Source organism: Rhizobium sp. B230/85, from assembly GCF_019355735.1.
GTDB classification, from domain to species: Bacteria; Pseudomonadota; Alphaproteobacteria; order Rhizobiales; family Rhizobiaceae; genus Rhizobium; species Rhizobium rhododendri.
Map to the genome: position 1 here is coordinate 110,260 of NZ_CP072157.1, position 21,953 is coordinate 132,212.

The 21,953-nt window shown below is 53.8% G+C and carries 27 protein-coding genes and 1 pseudogene; 13 read left to right on the forward strand and 15 right to left on the reverse strand.

Features of this window, described 5'->3' with window-relative positions:
* Positions 1-10: 10 nt before the first annotated feature.
* Entirely contained in the window at positions 11-841 is an 831-nt protein-coding gene (locus tag J5289_RS18730; RefSeq protein ID WP_219276593.1) for an NAD(P)-dependent oxidoreductase, read from the reverse strand.
* Here J5289_RS18730 and J5289_RS18735 point away from each other — a divergent pair.
* The gene (locus tag J5289_RS18735; RefSeq protein ID WP_219276585.1) at positions 809-1,627 is read left to right on the forward strand and encodes an IS5 family transposase; all 819 of its coding nucleotides are present in this window, start codon (positions 809-811) and stop codon (positions 1,625-1,627) included. The two genes, J5289_RS18730 and J5289_RS18735, sit on opposite strands and share 33 nt — an antisense overlap.
* Here J5289_RS18735 and J5289_RS29895 read toward each other — a convergent pair.
* From J5289_RS29895 to J5289_RS18780, 9 genes are read right to left on the reverse strand one after another with little or no spacing between them, the layout of a single operon-like run.
* A complete protein-coding gene (locus J5289_RS29895) occupies positions 1,559-2,224 on the reverse strand; it encodes an adenosylhomocysteinase (protein WP_374108602.1) in 666 nt (221 codons plus the stop codon). The two genes, J5289_RS18735 and J5289_RS29895, sit on opposite strands and share 69 nt — an antisense overlap.
* Entirely contained in the window at positions 2,148-2,876 is a 729-nt protein-coding gene (locus J5289_RS18745; RefSeq protein WP_219276634.1) for an adenosylhomocysteinase, read from the reverse strand. Before J5289_RS18745 ends, J5289_RS29895 begins: the two co-directional genes overlap by 77 nt.
* 16 nt (positions 2,877-2,892) lie before the next feature.
* Positions 2,893-3,711, reverse strand: a complete 819-nt coding sequence (locus tag J5289_RS18750) for an IS5 family transposase (RefSeq protein ID WP_219276561.1) — start codon at positions 3,709-3,711, stop codon at positions 2,893-2,895.
* Positions 3,712-3,761: 50 nt separating this feature from the next.
* A complete protein-coding gene (locus J5289_RS18755; protein WP_209208088.1) occupies positions 3,762-4,274 on the reverse strand; it encodes an adenosylhomocysteinase in 513 nt (170 codons plus the stop codon).
* On the reverse strand, positions 4,271-5,071 hold the full coding sequence (locus J5289_RS18760) for an MTAP family purine nucleoside phosphorylase (RefSeq protein WP_209186985.1): 801 nt from the start codon (positions 5,069-5,071) through the stop codon (positions 4,271-4,273). Before J5289_RS18760 ends, J5289_RS18755 begins: the two co-directional genes overlap by 4 nt.
* Before the next feature lie 19 nt (positions 5,072-5,090).
* A complete protein-coding gene (locus tag J5289_RS18765) occupies positions 5,091-6,545 on the reverse strand; it encodes a hypothetical protein (RefSeq protein ID WP_209208087.1) in 1,455 nt (484 codons plus the stop codon).
* Positions 6,542-7,501: a carbohydrate kinase family protein gene (locus J5289_RS18770; protein ID WP_209208086.1), complete on the reverse strand. Its 960-nt coding sequence runs from the start codon at positions 7,499-7,501 to the stop codon at positions 6,542-6,544. The genes J5289_RS18765 and J5289_RS18770 overlap by 4 nt, the downstream gene beginning before the upstream one ends.
* Complete coding sequence (locus J5289_RS18775) at positions 7,498-7,902, reverse strand: RidA family protein (RefSeq protein ID WP_209186989.1); 405 nt, start codon at positions 7,900-7,902, stop codon at positions 7,498-7,500. The genes J5289_RS18770 and J5289_RS18775 overlap by 4 nt, the downstream gene beginning before the upstream one ends.
* Positions 7,892-8,563 (reverse strand): SDR family oxidoreductase, encoded by a 672-nt coding sequence (locus J5289_RS18780; RefSeq protein ID WP_219276595.1) that lies wholly within the window; start codon positions 8,561-8,563, stop codon positions 7,892-7,894. The genes J5289_RS18775 and J5289_RS18780 overlap by 11 nt, the downstream gene beginning before the upstream one ends.
* On the opposite strand from J5289_RS18780, the gene J5289_RS18785 reads away from it, so the two are divergent.
* Complete coding sequence (locus tag J5289_RS18785) at positions 8,541-9,620, forward strand: IS630 family transposase (protein ID WP_111223089.1); 1,080 nt, start codon at positions 8,541-8,543, stop codon at positions 9,618-9,620. The genes J5289_RS18780 and J5289_RS18785 overlap by 23 nt on opposite strands.
* Here the strand turns inward: J5289_RS18785 and J5289_RS18790 are convergent.
* From J5289_RS18790 to J5289_RS18805, 4 genes are read right to left on the reverse strand one after another with little or no spacing between them, the layout of a single operon-like run.
* Positions 9,583-9,813 carry an SDR family NAD(P)-dependent oxidoreductase gene (locus J5289_RS18790; protein ID WP_307877430.1) on the reverse strand — a complete coding sequence of 77 codons (231 nt, stop codon included), beginning with the start codon at positions 9,811-9,813 and terminating at the stop codon, positions 9,583-9,585. The two genes, J5289_RS18785 and J5289_RS18790, sit on opposite strands and share 38 nt — an antisense overlap.
* The gene (locus tag J5289_RS18795; RefSeq protein ID WP_209185872.1) at positions 9,813-10,421 is read right to left on the reverse strand and encodes a DJ-1/PfpI family protein; all 609 of its coding nucleotides are present in this window, start codon (positions 10,419-10,421) and stop codon (positions 9,813-9,815) included. The genes J5289_RS18790 and J5289_RS18795 overlap by 1 nt, the downstream gene beginning before the upstream one ends.
* A gap of 2 nt (positions 10,422-10,423) precedes the next feature.
* The gene (locus J5289_RS18800; protein ID WP_209185873.1) at positions 10,424-11,497 is read right to left on the reverse strand and encodes an inositol-3-phosphate synthase; all 1,074 of its coding nucleotides are present in this window, start codon (positions 11,495-11,497) and stop codon (positions 10,424-10,426) included.
* A complete protein-coding gene (locus J5289_RS18805; protein ID WP_209185874.1) occupies positions 11,482-12,528 on the reverse strand; it encodes a Gfo/Idh/MocA family protein in 1,047 nt (348 codons plus the stop codon). Before J5289_RS18805 ends, J5289_RS18800 begins: the two co-directional genes overlap by 16 nt.
* Positions 12,529-12,643: 115 nt before the next feature.
* Between J5289_RS18805 and J5289_RS18810 the strand changes: the two genes are divergently transcribed.
* The 6 genes and pseudogenes from J5289_RS18810 to J5289_RS18830 form a co-directional block, all read left to right on the forward strand.
* Positions 12,644-13,576, forward strand: a complete 933-nt coding sequence (locus tag J5289_RS18810) for a LysR substrate-binding domain-containing protein (protein WP_209185875.1) — start codon at positions 12,644-12,646, stop codon at positions 13,574-13,576.
* The gene (locus tag J5289_RS18815; protein WP_209185876.1) at positions 13,577-14,458 is read left to right on the forward strand and encodes an NAD(P)-dependent oxidoreductase; all 882 of its coding nucleotides are present in this window, start codon (positions 13,577-13,579) and stop codon (positions 14,456-14,458) included.
* 763 nt (positions 14,459-15,221) lie between these two features.
* On the forward strand, positions 15,222-15,842 hold the full coding sequence (locus tag J5289_RS18820; RefSeq protein ID WP_209186736.1) for an AbiEi antitoxin N-terminal domain-containing protein: 621 nt from the start codon (positions 15,222-15,224) through the stop codon (positions 15,840-15,842).
* Positions 15,835-16,713, forward strand: coding sequence for a nucleotidyl transferase AbiEii/AbiGii toxin family protein (locus J5289_RS18825; RefSeq protein ID WP_209208065.1), 879 nt, complete (start codon positions 15,835-15,837; stop codon positions 16,711-16,713). Before J5289_RS18820 ends, J5289_RS18825 begins: the two co-directional genes overlap by 8 nt.
* A gap of 9 nt (positions 16,714-16,722) precedes the next feature.
* On the forward strand, positions 16,723-16,845 hold the full coding sequence (locus J5289_RS29310; RefSeq protein WP_257625492.1) for a hypothetical protein: 123 nt from the start codon (positions 16,723-16,725) through the stop codon (positions 16,843-16,845).
* 361 nt (positions 16,846-17,206) lie between these two features.
* Positions 17,207-17,455 (forward strand): annotated as a pseudogene (locus J5289_RS18830) (DUF1330 domain-containing protein); the annotation flags it as partial.
* A gap of 131 nt (positions 17,456-17,586) precedes the next feature.
* Here J5289_RS18830 and J5289_RS18835 read toward each other — a convergent pair.
* Positions 17,587-18,365, reverse strand: a protein-coding gene (locus J5289_RS18835) for an IS5 family transposase (RefSeq protein WP_374108320.1) whose coding sequence is annotated in 2 segments (ribosomal slippage) — positions 17,587-18,023 and positions 18,023-18,365 — 780 coding nt in all. Because the reading frame shifts where the segments join, the coding sequence is not laid out codon by codon here.
* Positions 18,366-18,764: 399 nt separating this feature from the next.
* Between J5289_RS18835 and J5289_RS18840 the strand changes: the two genes are divergently transcribed.
* From J5289_RS18840 to tnpB, 5 genes are all read left to right on the forward strand, one after another.
* Positions 18,765-19,028 carry an inositol monophosphatase family protein gene (locus J5289_RS18840; protein WP_257623454.1) on the forward strand — a complete coding sequence of 88 codons (264 nt, stop codon included), beginning with the start codon at positions 18,765-18,767 and terminating at the stop codon, positions 19,026-19,028.
* A 293-nt stretch (positions 19,029-19,321) separates the two neighbouring features.
* Positions 19,322-19,906, forward strand: coding sequence for a sigma-70 family RNA polymerase sigma factor (locus tag J5289_RS18845; RefSeq protein ID WP_209186535.1), 585 nt, complete (start codon positions 19,322-19,324; stop codon positions 19,904-19,906).
* Positions 19,903-20,544 carry an NrsF family protein gene (locus J5289_RS18850; RefSeq protein ID WP_247749522.1) on the forward strand — a complete coding sequence of 214 codons (642 nt, stop codon included), beginning with the start codon at positions 19,903-19,905 and terminating at the stop codon, positions 20,542-20,544. Before J5289_RS18845 ends, J5289_RS18850 begins: the two co-directional genes overlap by 4 nt.
* A gap of 640 nt (positions 20,545-21,184) precedes the next feature.
* Positions 21,185-21,532, forward strand: coding sequence for a transposase (locus J5289_RS18855; protein WP_209187428.1), 348 nt, complete (start codon positions 21,185-21,187; stop codon positions 21,530-21,532).
* Complete coding sequence (gene tnpB / locus J5289_RS18860) at positions 21,529-21,876, forward strand: IS66 family insertion sequence element accessory protein TnpB (protein ID WP_209207471.1); 348 nt, start codon at positions 21,529-21,531, stop codon at positions 21,874-21,876. Before J5289_RS18855 ends, tnpB begins: the two co-directional genes overlap by 4 nt.
* Positions 21,877-21,953: the final 77 nt, after the last annotated feature.

The following is a 21,953-nucleotide window of genomic DNA, read 5'->3' on the forward strand; positions in this document are numbered from 1 at the left end:
TTCTATGCCCCTACGCAAGCCGAGAAACGTCAAGCCCCAAGGTTTCCGCCACATAGTGCGCAACTTCTGATTCACTGTCCTTTGGAAGGTCGTGGAGACGCGCTTCGAACTCTCGACCTTTCGCGTGAACCAAAGCCATGACTTGACTAGCGAACGTCACGTCCATGACTTCATTGGGATTTCCTTTTCCGACGGTGAGGTTGGCGATGTGTCCATCCGCGACCAAATAGATTGTTCTATTTTCGGACAGGGCATGCGCACTCATGCCGTGAGAGAAAGGCCGTTCCGCCCCCTGTTCCTTAAGTGCTGCCACGTCGATCTCAAAAGGTAAATGACCACCATTAACGAGAACGACACCGTTTTTGAGAAGGTCGAAATGCGGCCTACCTAATACCCCGCGTCTCCCAGTCACGGTACAAACTATGTCGGCGAGAGGCAGCGACTCCATACAGGGGCTGACCTCAAACCCACTTAGCGCAGCAATTAGCGCTCGCGTGGGACGAGTTTCTGCAACGATTACGCGAGCGCCCAGTCCTCGTGCTTTTTCTGCCAATCCCGCGCCGACTCGACCAAAACCAAAGACAAGAAATACTTTCCCCGCCAATAGTTTCTGAGTTACGTCCAGGATTGTTGCGATAAGAGACTGACTAGTTCCATGTGGATTGTCGACAAGCCGTTTCCCCAGTGAATCATCACTTTTTAGCACTGGGAAACTAAGTGTCTGTTCAAGAATGGCGGGCGTGCGCGGGGTTGAGTGAAGGGCGGCAATCAGATTCTTTGTATTTTGCGACAAATACGGAGAGATCGAATGGCCTGGACACCCTTCACCCGGCGTCACCATGACAGAAGCCGCATGCGCTACGCAAGTGATCTGAATGACCGTGAGTGGAGCTTGATCGAGCCCCTCATGCCGAGGCAGCCTCGACTGGGCCGCAGACGCAAGACGTCGCTTCGGGCGGTGATGGACGCGATTTTTTATCTGCTGCAGTCAGGCTGCCAATGGGCATTGCTGCCGCATGATTTTCCACCGAAGAGCACGGTCTACCATTATTTCAAACGGTTTTGCCGGGACGGGACGTGGCGTCGTATCCATGACGCGCTCTACTGCCGAACGCGGCAGCTTGAGGGGCGAGAAGAGCAACCGTCATTTGCCATCATCGATAGCCAATCAGTGAAGACCGGCCCGGATGCTCGTCTCGATATCGGCTATGATGCGGGTAAGAAGATCAAGGGCCGCAAGCGGCACATTCTGGTCGATACTCTTGGCATGCTTCTGAAAGCCGAGGTCCACTCGGCAGGAATTCAGGATCGTGATGGAGCAGCACTTGTTTTCGACAGGCTCGCCAACCGTTTTCCCTTTATCGAGAAAATCTGCGGCGACGGCGGCTATCAGGGCACAACAGTAGAAGAGGCCAGCCCGCGACCGATGGAGATTATCAAACGAAACCAGGCCGGTTTCCAGGTGCTACCAAAGCGATGGATTGTCGAACGAACGCTGGCGTGGCTCGGCATAAACCGCCGAATGGCAAAGGATTTCGAGCGTTTCTCGGCCACAAGCCTAGCCTTCATCCAAACAGCAATGATCAAGCTCATGACAAAAAGGCTCGCTCGATACCCGCTTTCTTGAACAGACTCTAAGGGGGGTCCCGGCAATTGCCGAAATTCCTTCGGGTGTCTTTTCGGCCGCAAGCCGTGGCAATGGTGTTTGACATCCAGGCAAATGAAAGTCTCGAATCAGGCGTGCGCCTTCATCAAGTATCAAAGTTGGTCCGCTCGGCCAGTAATCTCGGACCATCCTAACGCCAGCATCTAATTCCTGGGTTGACATCCCCTTTCGTCCTGTAACAAAAACACCGTCGGCTATCACGGCCAACCTAATTCCTTCGTCGGTCGTCGACGTGCTAGATGCGCACCACGCGACCTCTGCACCTAATCTTCGTAGCGTATCCACCTGTACGGCCGTTGCTTCCGTGATGTGACCACATAGAGCGATCCTTTCGCCGGTGAAAGGTATCTCTGTTCGGTAATTTTTGCTAATGGCAGCGAGCACCGGCATTTCGGTGGTCGCGCGAGCTCGCCGCACGTTTGCCATATCTATTTGCCCAGTTTCGTCATGTATGGTCATGTAACCTCCTCTGCAGTTCGCTTCACTCGTCGCAACGCAGGCCCATCGCATGGAGCTTCCGAGCGGCCACATCTTCATCTTGTTCATCTGATATTTCATGCAATCTGGGCTCGAGCGCGCCTTGTGCGAATTGTGCTCCAAATACGGAAAGTGCCTGATTGCAAAACGTTACGTCCATCACCTCACTTGGGTTACCGGCAGCAGCAGCTAGGTTAACAAGTCCGCCACGCGCGATCAGATTTAGCTCATTTCCGTTTGCCAAAGTGTAGGATGTAACGAGGTCAGTACGGATCGTTCTTGCCGTGGCCATAGCCTCAAGGGCACTGACATCAATTTCAGTAACCGAATGTCCGGTATTGCAGAGCGTGATGTTATGTTTAGCAAGAGCTAGGTGCTCACTGCGTACTACGTTTGGAACTCCCGTCGCTGTGCAGAGAATATCGGCTTTTGAGACAGCCTTTTCCAAGGGCAGCACTTCATATCCTGCTAACGTCGCCTTAATTGCTGTTTCGGCCGAACGGCAACATATTACGACCCGTGCGCCTTGTCCTGCTGCTCGTAGGGCAATCCCACGACCGACGTGACCGAAGCCGCAAACTACAAAAACTTTACCAGCAAGAAGTTTTCCGGTCGCTCGCAGAATTCCATCTACTGTCGACTGTCCAGTGCCGAAAGTATTGTCCACTTCCCATTTCGTGACGACATCATTGACTAATAGAATCGGAAATGGGAGTACTTGGCGCTTCGCGATCTCCCTAAGAGTCTGTTCAAGAAAGCGGGTATCGAGCGAGCCTTCTTGTCATGAGCTTGATCATTGCTGTTTGGATGAAGGCTAGGCTTGTGGCCGAGAAACGCTCGAAATCCTTTGCCATTCGGCGGTTTATGCCGAGCCACGCCAGCGTTCGTTCGACAATCCATCGCTTTGGTAGCACCTGGAAACCGGCCTGGTTTCGTTTGATAATCTCCATCGGTCGCGGGCTGGCCTCTTCTACTGTTGTGCCCTGATAGCCGCCGTCGCCGCAGATTTTCTCGATAAAGGGAAAACGGTTGGCGAGCCTGTCGAAAACAAGTGCTGCTCCATCACGATCCTGAATTCCTGCCGAGTGGACCTCGGCTTTCAGAAGCATGCCAAGAGTATCGACCAGAATGTGCCGCTTGCGGCCCTTGATCTTCTTACCCGCATCATAGCCGATATCGAGACGAGCATCCGGGCCGGTCTTCACTGATTGGCTATCGATGATGGCAAATGACGGTTGCTCTTCTCGCCCCTCAAGCTGCCGCGTTCGGCAGTAGAGCGCGTCATGGATACGACGCCACGTCCCGTCCCGGCAAAACCGTTTGAAATAATGGTAGACCGTGCTCTTCGGTGGAAAATCATGCGGCAGCAATGCCCATTGGCAGCCTGACTGCAGCAGATAAAAAATCGCGTCCATCACCGCCCGAAGCGACGTCTTGCGTCTGCGGCCCAGTCGAGGCTGCCTCGGCATGAGGGGCTCGATCAAGCTCCACTCACGGTCATTCAGATCACTTGCGTAGCGCATGCGGCTTCTGTCATGGTGACGCCGGGTGAAGGGTGTCCAGGCCATTCGATCTCTCCGTATTTGTCGCAAAATACAAAGAATCTGATTGCCGCCCTTCACTCAACCCCGCGCACGCCCGCCATTCTTGAACAGACACTAAGCTCTGCACACCCTTCTGTCGTTTTCTCGGTCAGAAATTTCAAATTAGGAAAGCGTTCCGGCGCATCAATCGCAGCTTTCACCAATCTGGCTCCGTTGTCGATGATGATAGTGGGGCCATCTACAAAGTGATCCAAGGTGCTTCTCAGGGCAGCTTGGACTTCGGCTGTCAGCATGTTACGCCAACCGAAAATCGTGACGCCTCTTTGACGCAATACAGCCGCAATTTCGTTCTGGGTAGAGACCTCGTCACCTCCAGTCCACACGATTTCTGCTCCGGCAACCTGGAGAAGATTGATCAGGACTCCCGTTTCTTTAGTGAGGTGAAGACATCCGGCAATGCGTGCTCCTTCGAGCGGCCTTGAGCTAGTCGCGTATTCCAGTAAACCGTTCAGAACCGGCATTTCTTTTGCCGCGTTACTCAGTGCACGCCTACCGGCTTCCAGAAGCTCTTTGTCCAGCGAATTCATGTGCGTGCCTCTTCAAGAGAAGAGCAGCCACAATTCGGATGGCCCGTTACATGATCGACCATGGCGCGAACCACCTTCAAGATCGCGGGACTATCAGCGGCAAATGCCTGCAGGACGCCGCGATGCGAAACAGGTTTCGCGATTTCATCGGCGATAACTTCCTTCGCGGCGACGTCGTAATCGGTAATGTAGGAGATGTTCGCATAACAAAGCTCCATCTCTCTGGCCAGCACCACCTCCGGATATTGCGTCATATTAATGGTATGCCAGCCTTGGTCATGAAACCATTTGCTTTCCGCGGCGGTCGAAAATCGCGGCCCTTCAATGACGACAACCGTACCCTCAGGATGGGCGGGTACATCAGCGTCTTTCAGCGCCGAAATTGCTGCAGCCCTCATACGTTCGCAATATGGAAACGCGGAGCTGATATGCGCACCTTGCTTGCCACTAAAGATTGTATCTTCGCGCCTTCTTGTTCTGTCCACGAACTGGCTTGTGACAACAAAGTCCCCTTTTCTATAGCTTTTTTGGAGACTGCCGACCGTGTTAAAGCCTAATATTTGGCTAACACCGAGTTGCTTTAACGCCGCGAGGTTTGCCTTATAAGGGACCTCAGATGGCAGAAAGTCGTGGTTCTTTCCATGGCGCGGTAGGAATGCGACCTCGCGTCCATTGATCGTTCCTATACTAACTGGCGAGCTAGGTTGTCCAAATGGCGTCTCTACTTCTACCTCAACGACGTCGTCGAAAAGCTTGTAGAAACCTGTTCCGCCTATGATTCCCAAGACTGGAGGCATGACTATTTCCTCAATGGTTTTAATGGGGTTGCAGTTCAGATAAGATTTTCACGGCGATCGCCGGAACCGACATTTTTGCAAGATTAGTGACTTCGCCATAAAGTCGAACACCATGTTCTGTGGTTGATGAGCGAAACATCAGCCACTGTTTGTCGTTACTCGTCAGTCGAACGGTACCTCCCACAAGTTCAGTTAATCTTGATTCCGTGAACTCGAGCGCAGTCCCAAGTCTGGAGAGGATGCCCGCATATTGAGCGGGCGTCGGTAGAACCGGTACTTCGAAGAAGTTTTCTAACCAAACCAGTCTAGCTGTGCCAAAGTGATCGTGCATTTCCTTGACTTGGCAAGACAATGGAGTCGATCCAGAGGACAGCATTTCAGAAACAAGTGTTGCGATTGCGAATGGATCACGGTCAGTCGACCAACCGCGAACGGCAAGATCGCCGACTGCACCACCTGCGATATCGGCGTCACCGCTTAGTAGCATCGGCGCCAGGTATTTAAACCCGATTTGTGTTTCGGACAAAGCCACCCCAAAGTGTGCGGCGGCGCGCCGAATAGACATTCCTGTCGACTGTGTGATCGCGACCCTTGAGATTCTGGATCCCGCGTCGATTTCATGGCGAAGAATCAATGCCATTAAGTCGTGCGGCAGAATGGTGTTTCCTGCTTCATCCAAGATGTAGATGCGGTCGCCATCTCCATCCAGTACTATGCCGAAGTCCGCACCCTCTTGCAAAATGCGCAAGCGCGTTCTTTGACGCGCTTCGGGTTTAGACGGATCTGGCGAAGCGCCTCCGAAGGTGAAGGAGGGCTTCCCACCGCAAGGTATTACGTACCAGCCCAATTCGGCCCCTAGCCGCACCATTGCAAATTCGCCAATACCACCCAGTCCATCCACCACCACCCTGAAGGGTCGGTGCTTAACACGCGTTCGCGTCAGAATATTTTTGATGTGCAAATCAATATATTCGTCAGCCTCTTCGATATTTATTGAATGGCCTCGCGCAGACTCTGGAGCTTCCGAGTCTCCTCTACAGGTGGACGACAAACATTTGTCAATTGCTGCCACTAATTCTTGAGAGGCTGGCAAGCCGTTGGCAACCTTTAACTTTATTCCATTCCAGTTGGGAGGATTGTGACTTGCTGTCACTAGGATAGCGAAATCAAACCCATTCGCAGTGAGAAATGATGCTGTGGCCGTTGGCAAAAACCGGACCAAAACCGGGACAATCTTTCGCAACCGCAGCACAGCGATGGCCGCGTCTTCGGCCACCTCCCTGCTCAGCGTACGACTGTCGAAGGCGATAAGGATTTTCTGGCGAGCCGGACCCGATGGCGAAGCGTCCAAAATAGATTGCACAACCCTCAAAGCACTGGCCCGGGTGAAGTCCTTTCCAATCACGCCCCGCCAGCCATCTGCACTACTTTTCGGATTTGATTGGATCGTTGTGGCTTCGGTGTTTTTGCTCATGGCGAGGACTTTCTCGTATAAAGGCGGTCAAGAAGGTAGTCCAAATCGAACTTGCTGGAGCGAGCGCCTATGGTCTCGACTGCAATCATCCCGCCGGCGTTCCCAACCGTTAAACAGTCACTGATTGTAAGCCCCGCTTTATCCGCTAAAATGAAGCAAGATGCGAACAAGTCCCCGGCCCCAGTGGGATCAACGCATTCGGTTGCAAATCCTGGAATTAGATACGACTCGCCGTTAAGAAAACCTGCCGCTCCCTTCGCTCCCCGGGTCTCAACGACAGTTGTTCGATGAGCGGAGGAGAGGGGATTGGGCTTCAGCTTTTTGACGCTTTCCGTTTCCGCGCTGTTTAGAAAGATGCAGTGTACTAAAGGAAGAAGCCGAGAGGTAATTTCGTGGGAGGCATAATGTCCACCGGGTGTCCAATAAACATCGGGGAGTTCAACGTTAGCTTCGAGTAGCGAAACCAGTTGCTTGAGGAAGCTCAAGGGCGGGTCGAAAAGTGCAATGGCGTCGAAGTCCGCTAAGGCCTCATTTGGAATATCACCCAGATGTTCGTTGGCACCCCGTTCCAGAATCATGAAATGACAATTTGAGAATACCGGGATAATTGCGCGTCCAGTAGGTTCATTGACCACACGGACTAGGCTGGTTTCTATCCCACGTTGGGAAAGATCGTCCAACAGCCATGACCCTGCTGAATCGACACCTATAGCGCCAAGAATGCTTGTCTGCATACCGAGTTGAGCAAATGCGCTCGCAGCGTTACCGGCATGCCCCCCGGCTACAACCTGCTTACCAGCCACGTATGTAGCACTATCATCACGAAAATCGCTGGGCAAAAAGAAAATTTCGTCGACGTTAAGGGCACCTATAACAAGTACTTTTGTCTTAGGAGCAACTTCCAGAAGACGGCTGAAATTCAATTGCCGATCAATGCGCTGATTAACGAATGTCATTTGGCGGCAACCCCGCTGATTTCAACGAGGCAACCTTTTTCTGCGAGGGCGGAAACCTCAAGCAATGTACTCGACGGGGCGGGACTACCTACAATTTCGTTCCTGATACGTGAGACTGCATCGAAGTTTGCAAGGTCTGAAAGATATATCGTCAATGAAACCAGATCAGACAGGTCGGCCCCGGCTTCTGAAAGGATTGCCTCAATTCTCTCAAAGACAACGCGCGTTTGTCCGGCGGGATCACCCTCACATACCACATTTCCGGCACCGTCAGTTGCGATTTGACCTGTCACAAATATAAGCCGCGATCCGGCTGAAAACGTTACCGCCATACCAGGGGAGTAGCGCCCAATTGGCTTGGAATGACCCGCTGGTAAAAGAGTAGCCCGTTCAGTGGCCATCAGTAAAGCACTCCTCGTCCAACCCAAACGTTGCCTTAATCGATGAGAGATATAGTGCTCGGATCTCCACCATATCCGGAGCCTCAAATACCCATTTCGCAGCCTCCGCGATCTGTGTCGCAGACAACCCGTTCGGCCGCGTTCCCGGTCGTGCTGCCTGGTGGCCGCCAGAAAAATATGTATCAACCCTACTTGGATAGACTTGGCAGACCCTTGCTCCCCGCGTCCTATATTCGCGACGAAACGTGCTAAGCAGCATTTCAAGACCAGATTTGGCGCTAGCATAGGCAGCACGGTCTGGAAATGCGCTCAATACAGAGTCGGAAAGGATGCCCATAACAATTGGGAAGCGAGGAAAATCGAAAAGCGGCAATAGCGCTTTGATAGTCACGAAGGCACCTGTAAGATTTCCTTCAAGGGTATTTACCCATTCCTCGTGACCAAGCTGCGATAGAGATTGCCATCGTCCGTGCCCTGCATTCAACACGAGCCCCGCTAATCTAATACCCTCCGGAATACTACGATCGACAGCAAGCCCGACTTGCTGAGGATCCCCAACATCCGCACTAGTGGTTACCGCCTGACATAAGAGTCCCGTATGGGATTCCATTTGCTGGGTTGGCATGCGAGTCTGGCGCATGCGCACAGGAATATCGTTCACCGTTTCGCCAACAGATCACCAACGCCTAATGGCCTTGACCAGGGATCGCAATGCGCCCCAAAAGCACGTCTGGCGGGCCGAGATCATCCTGCTGAGTGCCGATGGCGTCGGGACTGTCGAGATTATGCGCCAGACCGGCAAATCGAAGACCTGCGTATGGCGCTGGCAAGAGCGCTTCGCCACAGAAGGCGTCGAGGGTCTCCTGCGCGACAAGACGCGGCCGTCGCGTATTGTGCGGCTCGGACCCGATGTCGCCGAGCGTGTGGTGGCCCTGACGCTGGCTGATCCGCCGGGCGAGACGACGCACTGGACGGCCGACATGATGGCGACGGCCGCCGGCATCAGCGCCAGCGCAGTCAGGCGTATCTGGAAAGCGCATGGCCTCGCACCTCATCGGTGGCGGCAGTTCAAATTGTCCAACGACCCGAAATTCGTCGACAAGCTGCGAGACGTTGTCGGCCTCTATGTTGATCCGCCAGCCCACGCCGTCGTGTTGTCGGTCGATGAGAAAAGCCAAATCCAGGCGCTCGACCGCACCCAGCCGGGCCTGCCGATGAAGAAGGGTCGGCTCGGCACCATGACCCACGACTACAAGCGGCACGGCACAACCACGCTGTTTGCCGCCCTCAACGTGCTCGACGGCACCGTCATCGGCCGCAACATGCAGCGTCATCGTCATCAGGAGTTCATCCGCTTCCTCAACGCCATTAACGCCCAGGTGCCGGACGACAAGGCCGTCCACGTCATCCTCGACAACTATGCTGCCCACAAGCATCCCAAGGTGAGAGCCTGGCTCGACCGTCACGAGCGTTTCACCTTCCACTTCACTCCGACTTCAAGCTCATGGCTCAACGCGGTGGAGGGTTTCTTCGCCAGGCTGTCGAAGCGGCGTCTGAAACGCGGCGTTTTCCATTCCGTCGTCGATCTCCAGGCCGCCATCAACCGTTTCCTCGTTGAGCACAACAAAAAGCCAAAGCCCTTCACTTGGACCGCCGATCCCGACAAAATCATCGCCGCCGTTAAACGCGGGCACCAAGCGTTAGATTCCATCCACTAGCCCAGTGAAGCCTGGATCCGTCCGGCGAAATGTCATTCGCAATGGCCTCGAGGCGTGTAGCGTCCCGGGCCCAAAGAATGACCCCAAAACCTGCGCACCAGAGGCTTCGGGCTATTGCTTCTCCGATGCCTCGACTTGCACCAGTAACAACGACCCAACGTAGTTTTTCATCCTGTGTTGCCATGCGACGCATCACCGGCGCCTCCACTCTATTTCGGTGCGCTGCGACACCTCGGATGGAAGGGTAGGATTCAGCTGAGACAATATGTAAAATCCGAGGTTGACCGACTTCACCAAAGGCGAGGTCGTTCCACCGATCGAAGCGATGCCGTCGCAGTCGACAAGCTCAGCCGCGATTTCACCATCGAATATAGCTCTGAGTGCGTTCCGCTTTCCCTGGTGGATTGCAAGCCGTCCATGCGATAGTCTCAGTGCGGCAGCCACTATCAATGCACCAGAACAGCAGCAACAAATCCAAACGCCGCGATCTCGGGCTGAACGTATAGTGGACGCCAGTTCGCTCGAGTGCGCCACAGCGCTTGCGCCTTTACCACCGGGTACAACAAGGATTTCGAACCCGGTTATGTCCGAGCTCAGGAGCTGGGCAGCGAACTGCACACCTCCCGAGCTGGTTACCACTTCTTTAAGCGCCATCATTTGCAAAGACGCGATCGAATCCTGCGCCTTAGCGAGGATGGAATACAGCCCGAACAGATCAAGTTCGTCCACGCCGTCATAAGCCAAAATAACGATGTGCGGCGGACCACTAAACGTATGTTTCTTAATAGTCGCCGGTTCCATTGTTACTGGGCCGCCGCAACATTGGCGCCGTAGCAAAGCCGGTCGAATGACTCTTCGAGCTGAGCTTTCGAATAGCGCTCGTGCCCTACGGCCGGGGACTTTAAGCAGCTTGCAGCGGCAAGTGGAAAGCCACCAAGTTTCTGCCGCTTTGCTAACGCAGCGATCCGAATTAGATCAATAATCACACCCGCAGCGTTGCTTGAATCTTGAACTTTCAGTTTCAAGTCGATAGAGACGGGGCGACCAGCCCAGCCGAGACCTTCGACATTAATCATCGCAATCTTGTTATCGTTCAGGTGACTAACATATCCGGCGGATGGAATGATATGGACCTTCGAAGTGTCAAGTCCCTCCTGCCGAAGTGCATTTATTTTCGATTCTCCTTTGCTTGCACCGTGGTCGCGCAGATTTCGGAAGTCTTCATTGCCGCCGAAGTTCAATTGATAGGAACTGTCTAGTGTAATGCCTCGCTCACCAAACAGCTGCAGCAGAGAACGGTGGACGATGGAGGCTCCAAGATGGCTCGCAAGATCGTCGCCTACACATGGAATTCCGGCACCCTCGAACTGCGCTAAGAGTTCGGGCATTCTCGCGATACTTTCGGGGGTACAATTTACGAACGCGACGCCGGCCATAAGCGCAGCCTTGGCATAAAGCTCTGCGGCCCATTGAAGGCCCGTTGGGAGAGAGTAAAGAAGAACTTCAGCCCCAGAATCCCTCAAGCTTTTGACTACATGGGCCATCGCCAAATCTGAATCGGCAGTATGCGAAGTGAAGCCATGCTCCACCTTAAAGCTATATTGAGCCAGATCGACGTCAAGGATGGGATAGTTATTGGGGGCCGCGAGAACTGCTTCGGTAAATGGCTTATCGACTTTCGTTTGGCTCACGTCGTAAGCTGCAACAAACTCAACATCAAACACATTGATATCGCCAATAACAGTTTTCCGAATGCCGTAAGAGGCTTCCTCTGTCCGACCACTGGCGCACATCTGTCTATAATAGGACACGCCTTGGTATAAGGCAGAAATATTGTTCCCTACTCCTGCGACCGCAAGCTTTACTGCACTTGACATGATAGAATCTCCGTTGACAAGGAAGTACTGATTTTCTTTCCTGCATGAACTGACGCACACATAAGTTTCTGTGCCGCAATTCCATCTGCTATCGAAGCTGGCACGACTGATCCAACCTTTTGGTTTGCCTGAATTGCGGGAATAATATAATCGTAAGGGTTGAGTCCGCCGGTATAAGTCTCTTCGATTTTGCTGCTTCCCCGTATTTCGAACTGGAGGCATCCGTTACCGTTTGCAACATTTATAAGGAGCGCCGCAGTTCCGTTCGGGCCATACATTCGGAATGACAATTGAGTGGTGCCAACGGCGACCCTCGATACTGAAACTCGCGCCGTCCTAGCTTCCGCTGCGTTAACTAGATAGACGTTGGCAAAATCGTCGGCATCGCATTCTATATCTTTGCCTTCGGCCGATCTCATGGGATGAGCGACACCGAGGTCGGCGCTTTTGATTGACCATTCTTCGGCGCTTATGAAACGCAAGAGATCAAATAAGTGGACTCCCATATCTGCAAGTGCTCCAGCCCCAGCGCTGCCTGCGGTATGTCGCCAAGGCCAAAGTGTGTGATTTCCACCGAGAAAGTCGTGGCAGAAGTCCGCGTCAAAATGCGTGACCACTCCGAATTCTCCTGAGATAACAAACTCTCGCAACTTTTGAACTGCGGGATGTAAGCGCCATTGGAAAAAAATATATGCAGGCTTCCCGGTAGCGCGTGCAATCATACCGATCTCTTCGGCTACTTCCACGCTCTCAGCGACAGGCTTCTCCAATACCACCGCAACGCTTGCTTTGGCGGCGACGCGCATCAGGTGTAGATGAGTGCTGGGCGGCGAGGTAATTACGATTAGATCGTACCGCCCACTCAATATCATCGAGCCGGCGTCATCGCTCAATTCGACGATGCCGTACCTACTCTGCACGGCCAACGCCTGATCCCGATCACTAAAATAGGCTAGTCCGCAAAGTTCGATGCCTTGAAACTGTGACAACCAGAGCGCATGCTGTGCGCCAAATCCCGTGCCTATTAACATGCACTTCATTGCTGCCTACCGCCGCCTTAGTTGTGCCAATGTCGAGAAGCATCGTTGATTTTAATTCGAGCGACAATCGAAGTTTTTTACATGCGGTTCTACTAATAGGCGAGTCATGGAAAATTTATCAAAATATCATTTGAATGGCTTGAGAGCCGTCGACGCCCTAGCGCGCCACGGCACGCTCGCAGCAGCAGCCAACGAACTTTGCATTTCACCCGGAGCGATCAGTAAGCACGTTCTTGGTGTAGAGCAAAAAATCGGTAAGAAGCTCTTCAGTCGAACGGCTTCAGGATTTAAGGCAGTAGAGAATGTAGAAGAGTTCCTCATCGAGCTCACGCGAGGGTTTAGATTTTTATCCAATTCGCTTGAGCAACTTAAGGAACACGCCCCCAAGCAAATTCGTCTTTCAGTTGCTCCTGCGTTTGCGAAAAGCTGGTTGATACCTCGGTTAACAAACTTCTATCGTCGCCATCCAGAAATTGTCATTAGCCTTGATGCCTCCCGGGACATCATCGATATTTCTCATCACGGCTATGACTGCGCCATCCGTTTTGGGAAAGGGAATTGGCGGGGAACTGAGCGGACCAGGATCATGGACCAGCTATTATTTCCGGTTTGCAACCCTCACTTTGTCCCACTTCTCAGGTCACTAGAGGACCTGCTAAACGTGAACATAATCACAAGTGAGAGCATTGGGATGAATTGGCAAATATGGTTGGAGGCTAACGGCGCAGAGGGACTACAGTTACAGAGAAAACTTTCTTTTTCCGATGAAGATCTATGCTTAAGCGCTGCAGTAAATGGGCTTGGTGTAGCACTGTCCTGGCAGACACAGGCAATCGATTCGCTCCGGTCCGGGCAACTTGTCGTCCCATTTGCTTCCAGTGTGCCCACAGGATTTTCTTATTGGCTGTTGACCCCGTCGGGCACCCGGCTCTCTGCTTCGGTGCAGGCATTTAAGGAGTGGCTGGAAGATGAGATGGTGATTTGCCGTGGCTTATTTGACATTATTCCACCCCCCACAAACTTGCATAGCGAAGTTTAGATGGTAAAAAAATCCCGCCTTATTGTGACTGGAAGCAGCGGCCGTGTTGGCCAAGCGATATGTGCGGCTGCGGCGAGCACGTTTGATGTAATCGGTATCGACCGGCTTCCCGGGCCTACAACATCCGTTATCGGTGATGTTACAAATTATGACGATCTTGCCCGGGCTTTCGCTGGCGCACAAGCGGTTATACATAGTGCAGGGCTTCATGCCCCCCATGTTAACACGGTTCCCGATTGCGAATTTCAGAAGGTGAATGTGGTTGGGACACTTACCGTTGCTAAAGCTGCTATAGCTGCCGGAACGGCTCGGATTATCTTTACGAGCACAACGGCCCTATATGGAGCAAAAACTGAAGCAAACGGTGCCGCTGAGTGGATCAATGCCAGCGCGAAACCGAAGCCGCGAACAATATATCATTTCACCAAAATTAAAGCTGAGGAATGTCTTGCGGAGGTGGCTTGTAGATCTCTGCACGTGACAATTTTACGTATTGCCCGATGCTTTCCTGAAAGTCCGCAATTAATGGCGCTTTATAGGTTACATCGCGGTATCGATATCCGAGATGTCGCCTCGGCACATTTGCGTGCTCTCCAAATCGAAGGGGCACAGCTTTCGACGCACATTGTTAGCGCGACAACCCCATTCTTGCTTAAAGATTGCGAAACGCTCGGAAACAATGCGTTATCCGTAATTCAAAAGCGTTGTCCGGGCATCGTGCAAGCTTTCCGAGAACGAGGTTGGACACTTCCAAGGACCATAGATCGAGTCTATGACAATTCTGACGCTCGCCTGTCACTCAAATGGAAACCGCAATTTGGCTACGAGGCCGTACTCTCGATGCTTGACGATGAAATTACGGATGGGCTCCCACGAGGTTGAAGAGATCCCGAAAACGGTTGGTCGTAAGTATTCATTCAACCAGAGCCACAGGCTTTGGGGCGCCGTGCGTGATAGTCGGTCCATGGAGATCGATGAAGACAAGATCGACGACGCCCTTTTGGCGACGTTGGGGTGACGCTGCATAACGGCTGTTGTGCCTGGAAGGGTCTCGCTGGCCACAGTCGGATCCGCTTCACAAGAAGAGCTTTATTGGAATCCGATCAGGGATGCGGGCGACACATAAGCGAGCCAAGCCTTGGGTCGGCGTTGTTGAGACGGAGGTCGCGCGCTGGTAATTGATGTAAGGGGTTCTTCTGAGAAATAGGAGTTTTCCTCGTCTTTACAAACCGACGATGTTCGATGTTCTGCGACTGCTCAGCCTGAACTATGCCCCCCAGAAACTTCCCAGAGTTCCATAAATACTATTACGGATGTTTTCTAAACGCCTGTTTTCGTTATATATTTAGAGAGATAGTGACAGCCCCATTACATAGGGCATGTGAGAAATATTTGGCAACGGCCTGAAGCGGTGCGACGGATCACGAAAGGGGACGCCCACCGTTTCTATCGATTTTGGTGTTCAATATCCTAGTACTGCTAGCGCTTTGTAATCGTGGGCGACAGGATGGACGCTCCCATAACACCGGTCGAGGGCCGAAGACATTCCGGCAGAATCTGAACTCGCGGCAAGCCAGCCAGCCATACAGGGATGACGCGTTACAAAACCTCTGATAACATCGCGATCTATTAGAGGTTTTGTAACATGCCATCGGCGCAAGATTCGCAAAAATTGAAGCTCAGAAGCCTGCTCAATGAGCGCAGCATGATGCATGCGCATGAACTGCGCGAGGCTGGTATTAGCGCGCAAACAATCGCGCGCGCCGTCGAAGGCGGTGAAATCGATCGTATCTCGCGCGGCGTTTATCAGAAGCGTGGCGCAGAAGTCGAAGAGAACCAGATCCTTGCTGAAGCCATCATGCGTGCGCCCAAAGGCGTCATCGCTCTGGTCTCGGCGCTTGCCTTCCACGGACTAACCGACCAAATGCCGCGGCGCGTTTGGATAGCGATCGGGACGACCGATTGGGCGCCCGTACAGTCCTATCCCCCGCTGCGTATGGTCCGCTTCACGGAACCATATCTGCGTCAGGGCATCGAACATCAAGTAATCGCAGGCATTGACGTTCCGGTCTATTCGATCCCGAAAACCCTTGCTGACATGTTCCGAAACCCCAAACTGGTCGATCGATCGGTCGCCGTCGAAGGCCTGCGCGCTGCTCTTCAGCAACGCAAGGCAACTCCAAGCGCAATCGCCCAGGCCGCGAAGGCCGGCGGCGCCTGGAAAGTCATGCAACCCTATCTTGAGGCGCTCACCTCCAATGGCTAAAACACCAGCGAACATGGCGAAGTCGGTCAAGGACCGGCTTCTCAATATAGCCCGCAAAGAAAGTCGCGCCTTCGACGTCTTGCTGGTGCGGTTCGCGCTCGAACGGCTGCTGTATCGCCTGTCAATCTCAGCACATCGGGACCGCTTCGTCCTGAAAGGCGGTATGTTGGTAACGGTCTGGGTGGCCGACGATAATCGGGTGACGCGGGATGCGGACTTTCTCGGACATGGAGACGCAGATCCTGCCCGCCTGATCGCCGACTTCGGTGAGATCATGGCGATTGAGAGCGACGACGGACTCGCCTTCGACATTGATGCGCTCGCTGCGACAACCATTCGAGAAGAAATGGAATATGGCGGCGTTCGTCTCAGGACTGCAGCATATCTCGAAAGGACCCGCATCTCCGTTACAATCGACATTGGCTTCGGAGACGCTATGGCCGATGCGACGCAACGGCTCGACTATCCAGCCCTGCTGGATTTTCCCGCTCCGCAGGTTCGTTCCTATCCGCCCGCTACGGTGATCGCCGAGAAATTCCAGGCGATGGTGGCGCTTGGCGTCCTTAACGGGCGCATGAAGGACTATTATGACCTGTGGGCGATACCGCGCGCGATCGACATTCCCGCTGATGATTTGGATGCCGCCATCCGCGTGACGTTCGAACGCCGTCGGACCCCAATCCCTAGAGAACGTCCACCAGGCCTCTCGGTCGAGATGTTTAGCGACGAAGGGAAGCAGCGGCAATGGCGTGCTTATGCTGCATCGCTCGAACTAGAAGCTGTTTCGCTGGAATCGATCATTGAACGGGTTTGGGAGTTGATCGGCCCGTCATGCGCGAGGATCGTAGCAAGAAACGACAATAAGACATGACCGAGCGTATTGGGCGTCATTGACGTCTGCGATCTCGAAACTTTCGACAGCGAGTTGCGCGGCAACCTCGACGCCCACGCCGATGTCATCCACAATTACATGCGCCTCGCGCTACAAGCGGCGGGAGCGTAAGGCCAATTTATCGAATTCAAGTCCGTAGTTGTCGGATCAACCGCGAGCGTTCGCTATTTCACGACGCGGCCTTTATATCGCGAACCTAGAAATGGAGCACCGCGGCCTTCCAGCGACGTAGTAAATGATCGGGGAACTCCATCGCAACGATCGCTGGCTGCTGACAGTTTTTGACACGTAGGTGCGCTACCTATCTGCGGCCGCACTCAAATACAGTACCTAATCCAAGGAAAAACTGATAGTCTCACTTGCACCCGCCGCTCTCGACGCCTTCTTAGCCGAGGAAATCGATACCGCCGTCGTGATGTTGAACCTCATTCGTTTCGAACCCAACGGCGGCAGGTAGCGGTACCTCGAATACCATCGGATCGCCAGGCCGATCCTGGCTCGCTTCGGCGCGGAAGTCCTGTTCGGCGGCGACGGCTTACGCGTTCTCACAGCAGGACAAGAAGCAGGATGGGATGCCGTGGCGCTGGTACGGTACCCAAGCCGGTCCGCCTTCCGGGCGATGGTTTCCGATCCTGAAAACCAGGCGGCCTTCAAGATCGGCGTGTCGGCGATCTCCGATATCGTGCTGCAACCGTTGAATTCCATCGGCGGTCTTGTGTGATAGAAGCGCAGGGCGACCACGCTGCTGGGTCTATCGTCGCTTCCACGTGGACCAACGCGGCGCAGGATGTCAAACGTTCCGTCGCAGATTAACTATGGGAGGTCGTGATCGCCCGCTTGAACCTGTCGCTACTAGGCCACGGACTCATTAGTTGAGGCGATCCATATCCTCGTCGCGACGAGCTTGAGGGCGGCCATGTAGTTATCAGCGCGCCGGTCGTATCGCGTCGCGAGGCCTCGCATCTGCTTGATACGGTTGAAGAACCGTTCCACGAGATTGCGTTGACGGTAGACCCAGCGGTTGAAGCTGAATGTCTGCTTTCGATTGGCCTTTGCAGGGATATTCGCCCAACACTTGCGTTGCTTGGCAAAGTTACGAATTGCATCGGTATCATATGCCTTGTCGGCGAGGATCGTCGCGCCGGGCCTCAGGTCGCTCAACAGCTTTTCAGCCATCGGTGCATCGCCGGCTTGGCCGGCGGTGAGTTCGAGCCGAACCGGTCTGCCATCTGCATCGACAAGAGCGTGGATCTTTGTCGTCAGGCCGCCGCGCGAACGTCCCATGCAAGGATCGGCAGATCCCCCTTTTTAGCGTTGGCACCATGCTGGTGAACGCGAACACAAGAACTGTCGATCATCACGATGTCTCCATCGTAACGCTTTGAAACGGCGTCCAGAAGACGATCCCAGACGCCCGCCTTGCGCCATCGGGAGAACCGATTGTAAAGCGTCGTGCGCGGGCCATAACGCTCCGGCACATCTCGCCAAGACGAACCAGTCCTGAAACGCCAGAGGATGCCGTTGATCACCCGGCGGTCATCGACACGTTCAATTCCACGGCTATTGTTCGGCAAAAGAGGTGCAATGATAGCCCATTCTTCGTCGCTCAATTCGTGACGGCGCATAGCAATCTCCTTTCAAGGAAATTGAATCATACACCGTCAATAAAATGAACCCCGTTTATGGGGACACTGCCTAGGGGCTCTCGACATCCTGAGGGTGGATGGCCGATTTCGGTTAAACAGGCGGTCGGGTCTGGACCGCCTCAGCCTTGAAGAGCGGCTTGTGTATTGTCAGCGAGGGGATGGCGACCATTTCAGCTGGCATAGGACAACCACCGACGTGCCCGGTATTGCCATCACACCGCTGCTCAACGATTGGCCACCGAAATCTCAAAAAGCTGGCTGAGAGCAACGGCGGGTTGCCAACGGAACACATTGTCGAGTCCGTCGTCTTCATGCTCACACGCCCGCGCCAAGTCATGGTAAGGGATATCGGCATCCTGCCGCAGAGCCAGGAAACCTGAGCAAGTGGGATTGGGCAGGATGGGCCTCGGGTATTTCGAGGAAACAGGCTTCATCGATATGGCGAGCGGCATTTTGATTGTCCAGGAGGCCGGCGGCTTCGTCATCGACTGGTTGGGGCGGGGACCTGAAATCTATGAACGGACCTACACGCTGATTGTGGCCAATGCTGCGACACAGGTCTATCTGATCGAGCGTCTGCGCGGCGTCCCCCCAATCATGCCGCATAAAGCGAGGCTATACAGTTTCATCCGCGCTGACGGAGTGTAGAATTCGCACTGACATTTCGATTTTGGCGGAGTGTAGAATCGCAAGGGCGATGCGGTGAAGTGGCTTCACCACCCTCAACGAAGTTTGATAAATAAGCGTCACCTATCCATCTGTTGATTTCGTTGGGACCGGTTTTGATGCTCTAGTGGTCGACGGATCAAGGCGCACAACGAACCGATTTGCTGTTCGACCGCCCGATACAATTACACCATCGTGAACTCAAATTCTGCCAATTGAAAAAATATTTCTGCGATGCAGTAACGAACTGTAGCGTTTGAACGAAACGGTATCATATGAACCCGCGCGAAAAACTATGGGCAGATGCGATGTGCGCCGAACGGCGCGGTGATGTGGTAGCTTATGAGCGACTGCTTGCCGATATTGCAAAGACGCTACGTTCTATGATTCGAGGCCGCCTTTCACGGCTCGGAATGCAAGGCCATGAAACTGAAGATATCGTCCAGGAGGTACTAATCGGACTGCACACAATGCGTCATCGCTGGGATACCACTCGCCCGTTTATGCCCTGGCTGCATGCAATTGTTCGGTACAAGCTGTCCGATGCCATGCGCAAGCGTAGACGCGAAGCGCGCTTCCGTTGCGACCTGAAATTTGAGGACTGGCTGACCATCGCCGACAGTAAAGACGATGATCGCAACTCATCGCGCGTCGATATCGACCGCCAAATCCGTCAACTTTCCGCTGGTCAACGTGATGTCGTACGAGCGCTAGCGATTGATGGCGCCTCCGTCCGTGAGACAGCGCAGAAACTCAGGACCAGCGAAGGCGCGGTCCGAGTAACCCTGCATCGTGCTTTCCAGCGACTGACGGTGCTAGCCAACCTTGAAAAACCCGTTCCAGGTAAGAAAAAATTATGAATAGCTTAGAAACCGACACAGTCATCAAAACCATGGCCCGCGAGGCCGGCACTGGGCGTGCCCCAATGCGACTGGTAACGGCGATGGTACTCGCGGCCGTAGCCTCGCTCGTTATGTCAGTGGCACTAGTCCTACTCATATATGGTATTCAACCCGATGTAGAGGCGACGATTGCGAGTGGGCCTTTCCTCCATAAGGTTGCCAGCATGCTGCTGCTTGCCTGTGGAAGTATATTTCTTGTCATTGCCGCTGGACGGCCCGACGGAAGTCCCCTCTGGATCGCCGGTCTGCTGCCAGGTTTAAGCCTGCTGGCCTATGGCACCATTGCCGATCAATCAGGACTTCCAGTTCTAGGCCGTTCGGGCATCTCTGCTCCGGGGTGCGTGATTGTGATTGTTATATTATCAGTCCCTGCGCTGGCGGTGAACATTGGCGCGCTACGATCGTGCGGGGTCACCACGCGACCCTCCCTTGCCGGAGCGACAGCTGGTCTTCTGGCCGGCGCCCTTGGTGCAGCGGCCTACGCGCTCGCCTGCAAAAACGATGGCGGCCTGTTTGTTGCCATTTGGTATAGTACTGCAGTCACGGCGGTCACTTTCATCGGCGCGCTTGTTGGACGCAGGTGGCTTGCCTGGTAAAAACATATCCCGCCTGCCAATCTCAAGTTATAAAACCTCGTTGTCAAATCGAATCTGGTTGGTCAGACGAGCATAAATTTCTTCTGGCTCACACAACTCCGATTTTGGTCCCAAAGGTGCTGTGGCCGGCTCTACTCGGACAAAAATGAGGCATCTTACTGTGGGCAACAGTTAGCTCAGCATGCGCCGAACTGGACCGCGGCATCAACTGAAGAAGCGTCGAGGGTGCGTCAAAGGATGCAAATTGGGTGGGCGAAGACGCCGGAGCCAACCGATATAAAGGTAGACGCAACTACGCCGTGGTGGATATCGTAGCAGATCCTTGACTCACGGATACTGGGTGGCCGGCAAGTTCATCTACTACTTGTCCTCTCAAAGAAATTTACAGATCAGCCGGACGTTGAAGCGGCAAAAATGCTGGCGAAATAGATAACGGATCTGTTGATGTAACGTAGAGCGATTTGCCGGGACATGCCAGATTGGCAGCCAGTTCTCCCGTGAATGTTCGATCGCATGTGGCTTCAAAATCACCACATGTTCCGGCAAATCGTATCCCTACGGCGTGGACCGCCTTGCGAGTTTTTTGCGATATCGTGATTTTGCGCTCTTGAGAGTGGAATTAAGAGCGCAATGAGGAACTATGGCACAGGCCATTTTGCTGACGGGTCAAGAACGGCGTCGTCGTTGGTCACCGGATGATCGACAGGAAATTCTGGAGGCAGCATTCGCTCCCGGTGCAAATGTGTCGGAGGTAGCGCGTCGTTTTGATGTTTCGACGGGGCTGCTCTACACGTGGCGCCGCCAGGCGCTGTCGGTTGAGGTGACGGATGGTCCTGCCTTCGTGCCCGCGACGGTCGTGGGTGCCGCGGGCGGTGGCGATGTCGTTGCGGCGACGATCGCTGTGGACTTTGCGAACGGTACCAAGGTGAGGATTGCGTCCGGGGCACCTTGTGATCTTGCCGCAGCAGTAATGCGAGCGCTCAAATGATCCCGATCAGTTCGAGCGTGCGTGTTTGGATTGCGAGCGGCCATTGCGATATGCGCAAAGGGATGCAGGGTCTTGCTCTGATCGTGCAGGAAGGTCTGGGCCGTGATCCGTTCAAGGGGGACGTTTTTGTCTTCCGGGGGAAAAGTGGCCGGCTGATCAAGGCTCTTTGGCATGACGGAATTGGACTTTCGCTATACGCAAAGCGGCTCGAGCGCGGCCGCTTTATCTGGCCGGCGACGGAGGATGGAGCGATTGCGCTGACGGCTGGCCAGATGTCCTATCTGCTTGAGGGAATTGACTGGCGAAACCCGCAGCAGACATGGCGCCCGACGAGCGCGGGATAGCGTTTTTTTGGCGGGATTGCGTGCGGCAGCACCAAGAAAAGCTATACAAATCAGTGGTTTTGTGATTCACTTCGAGT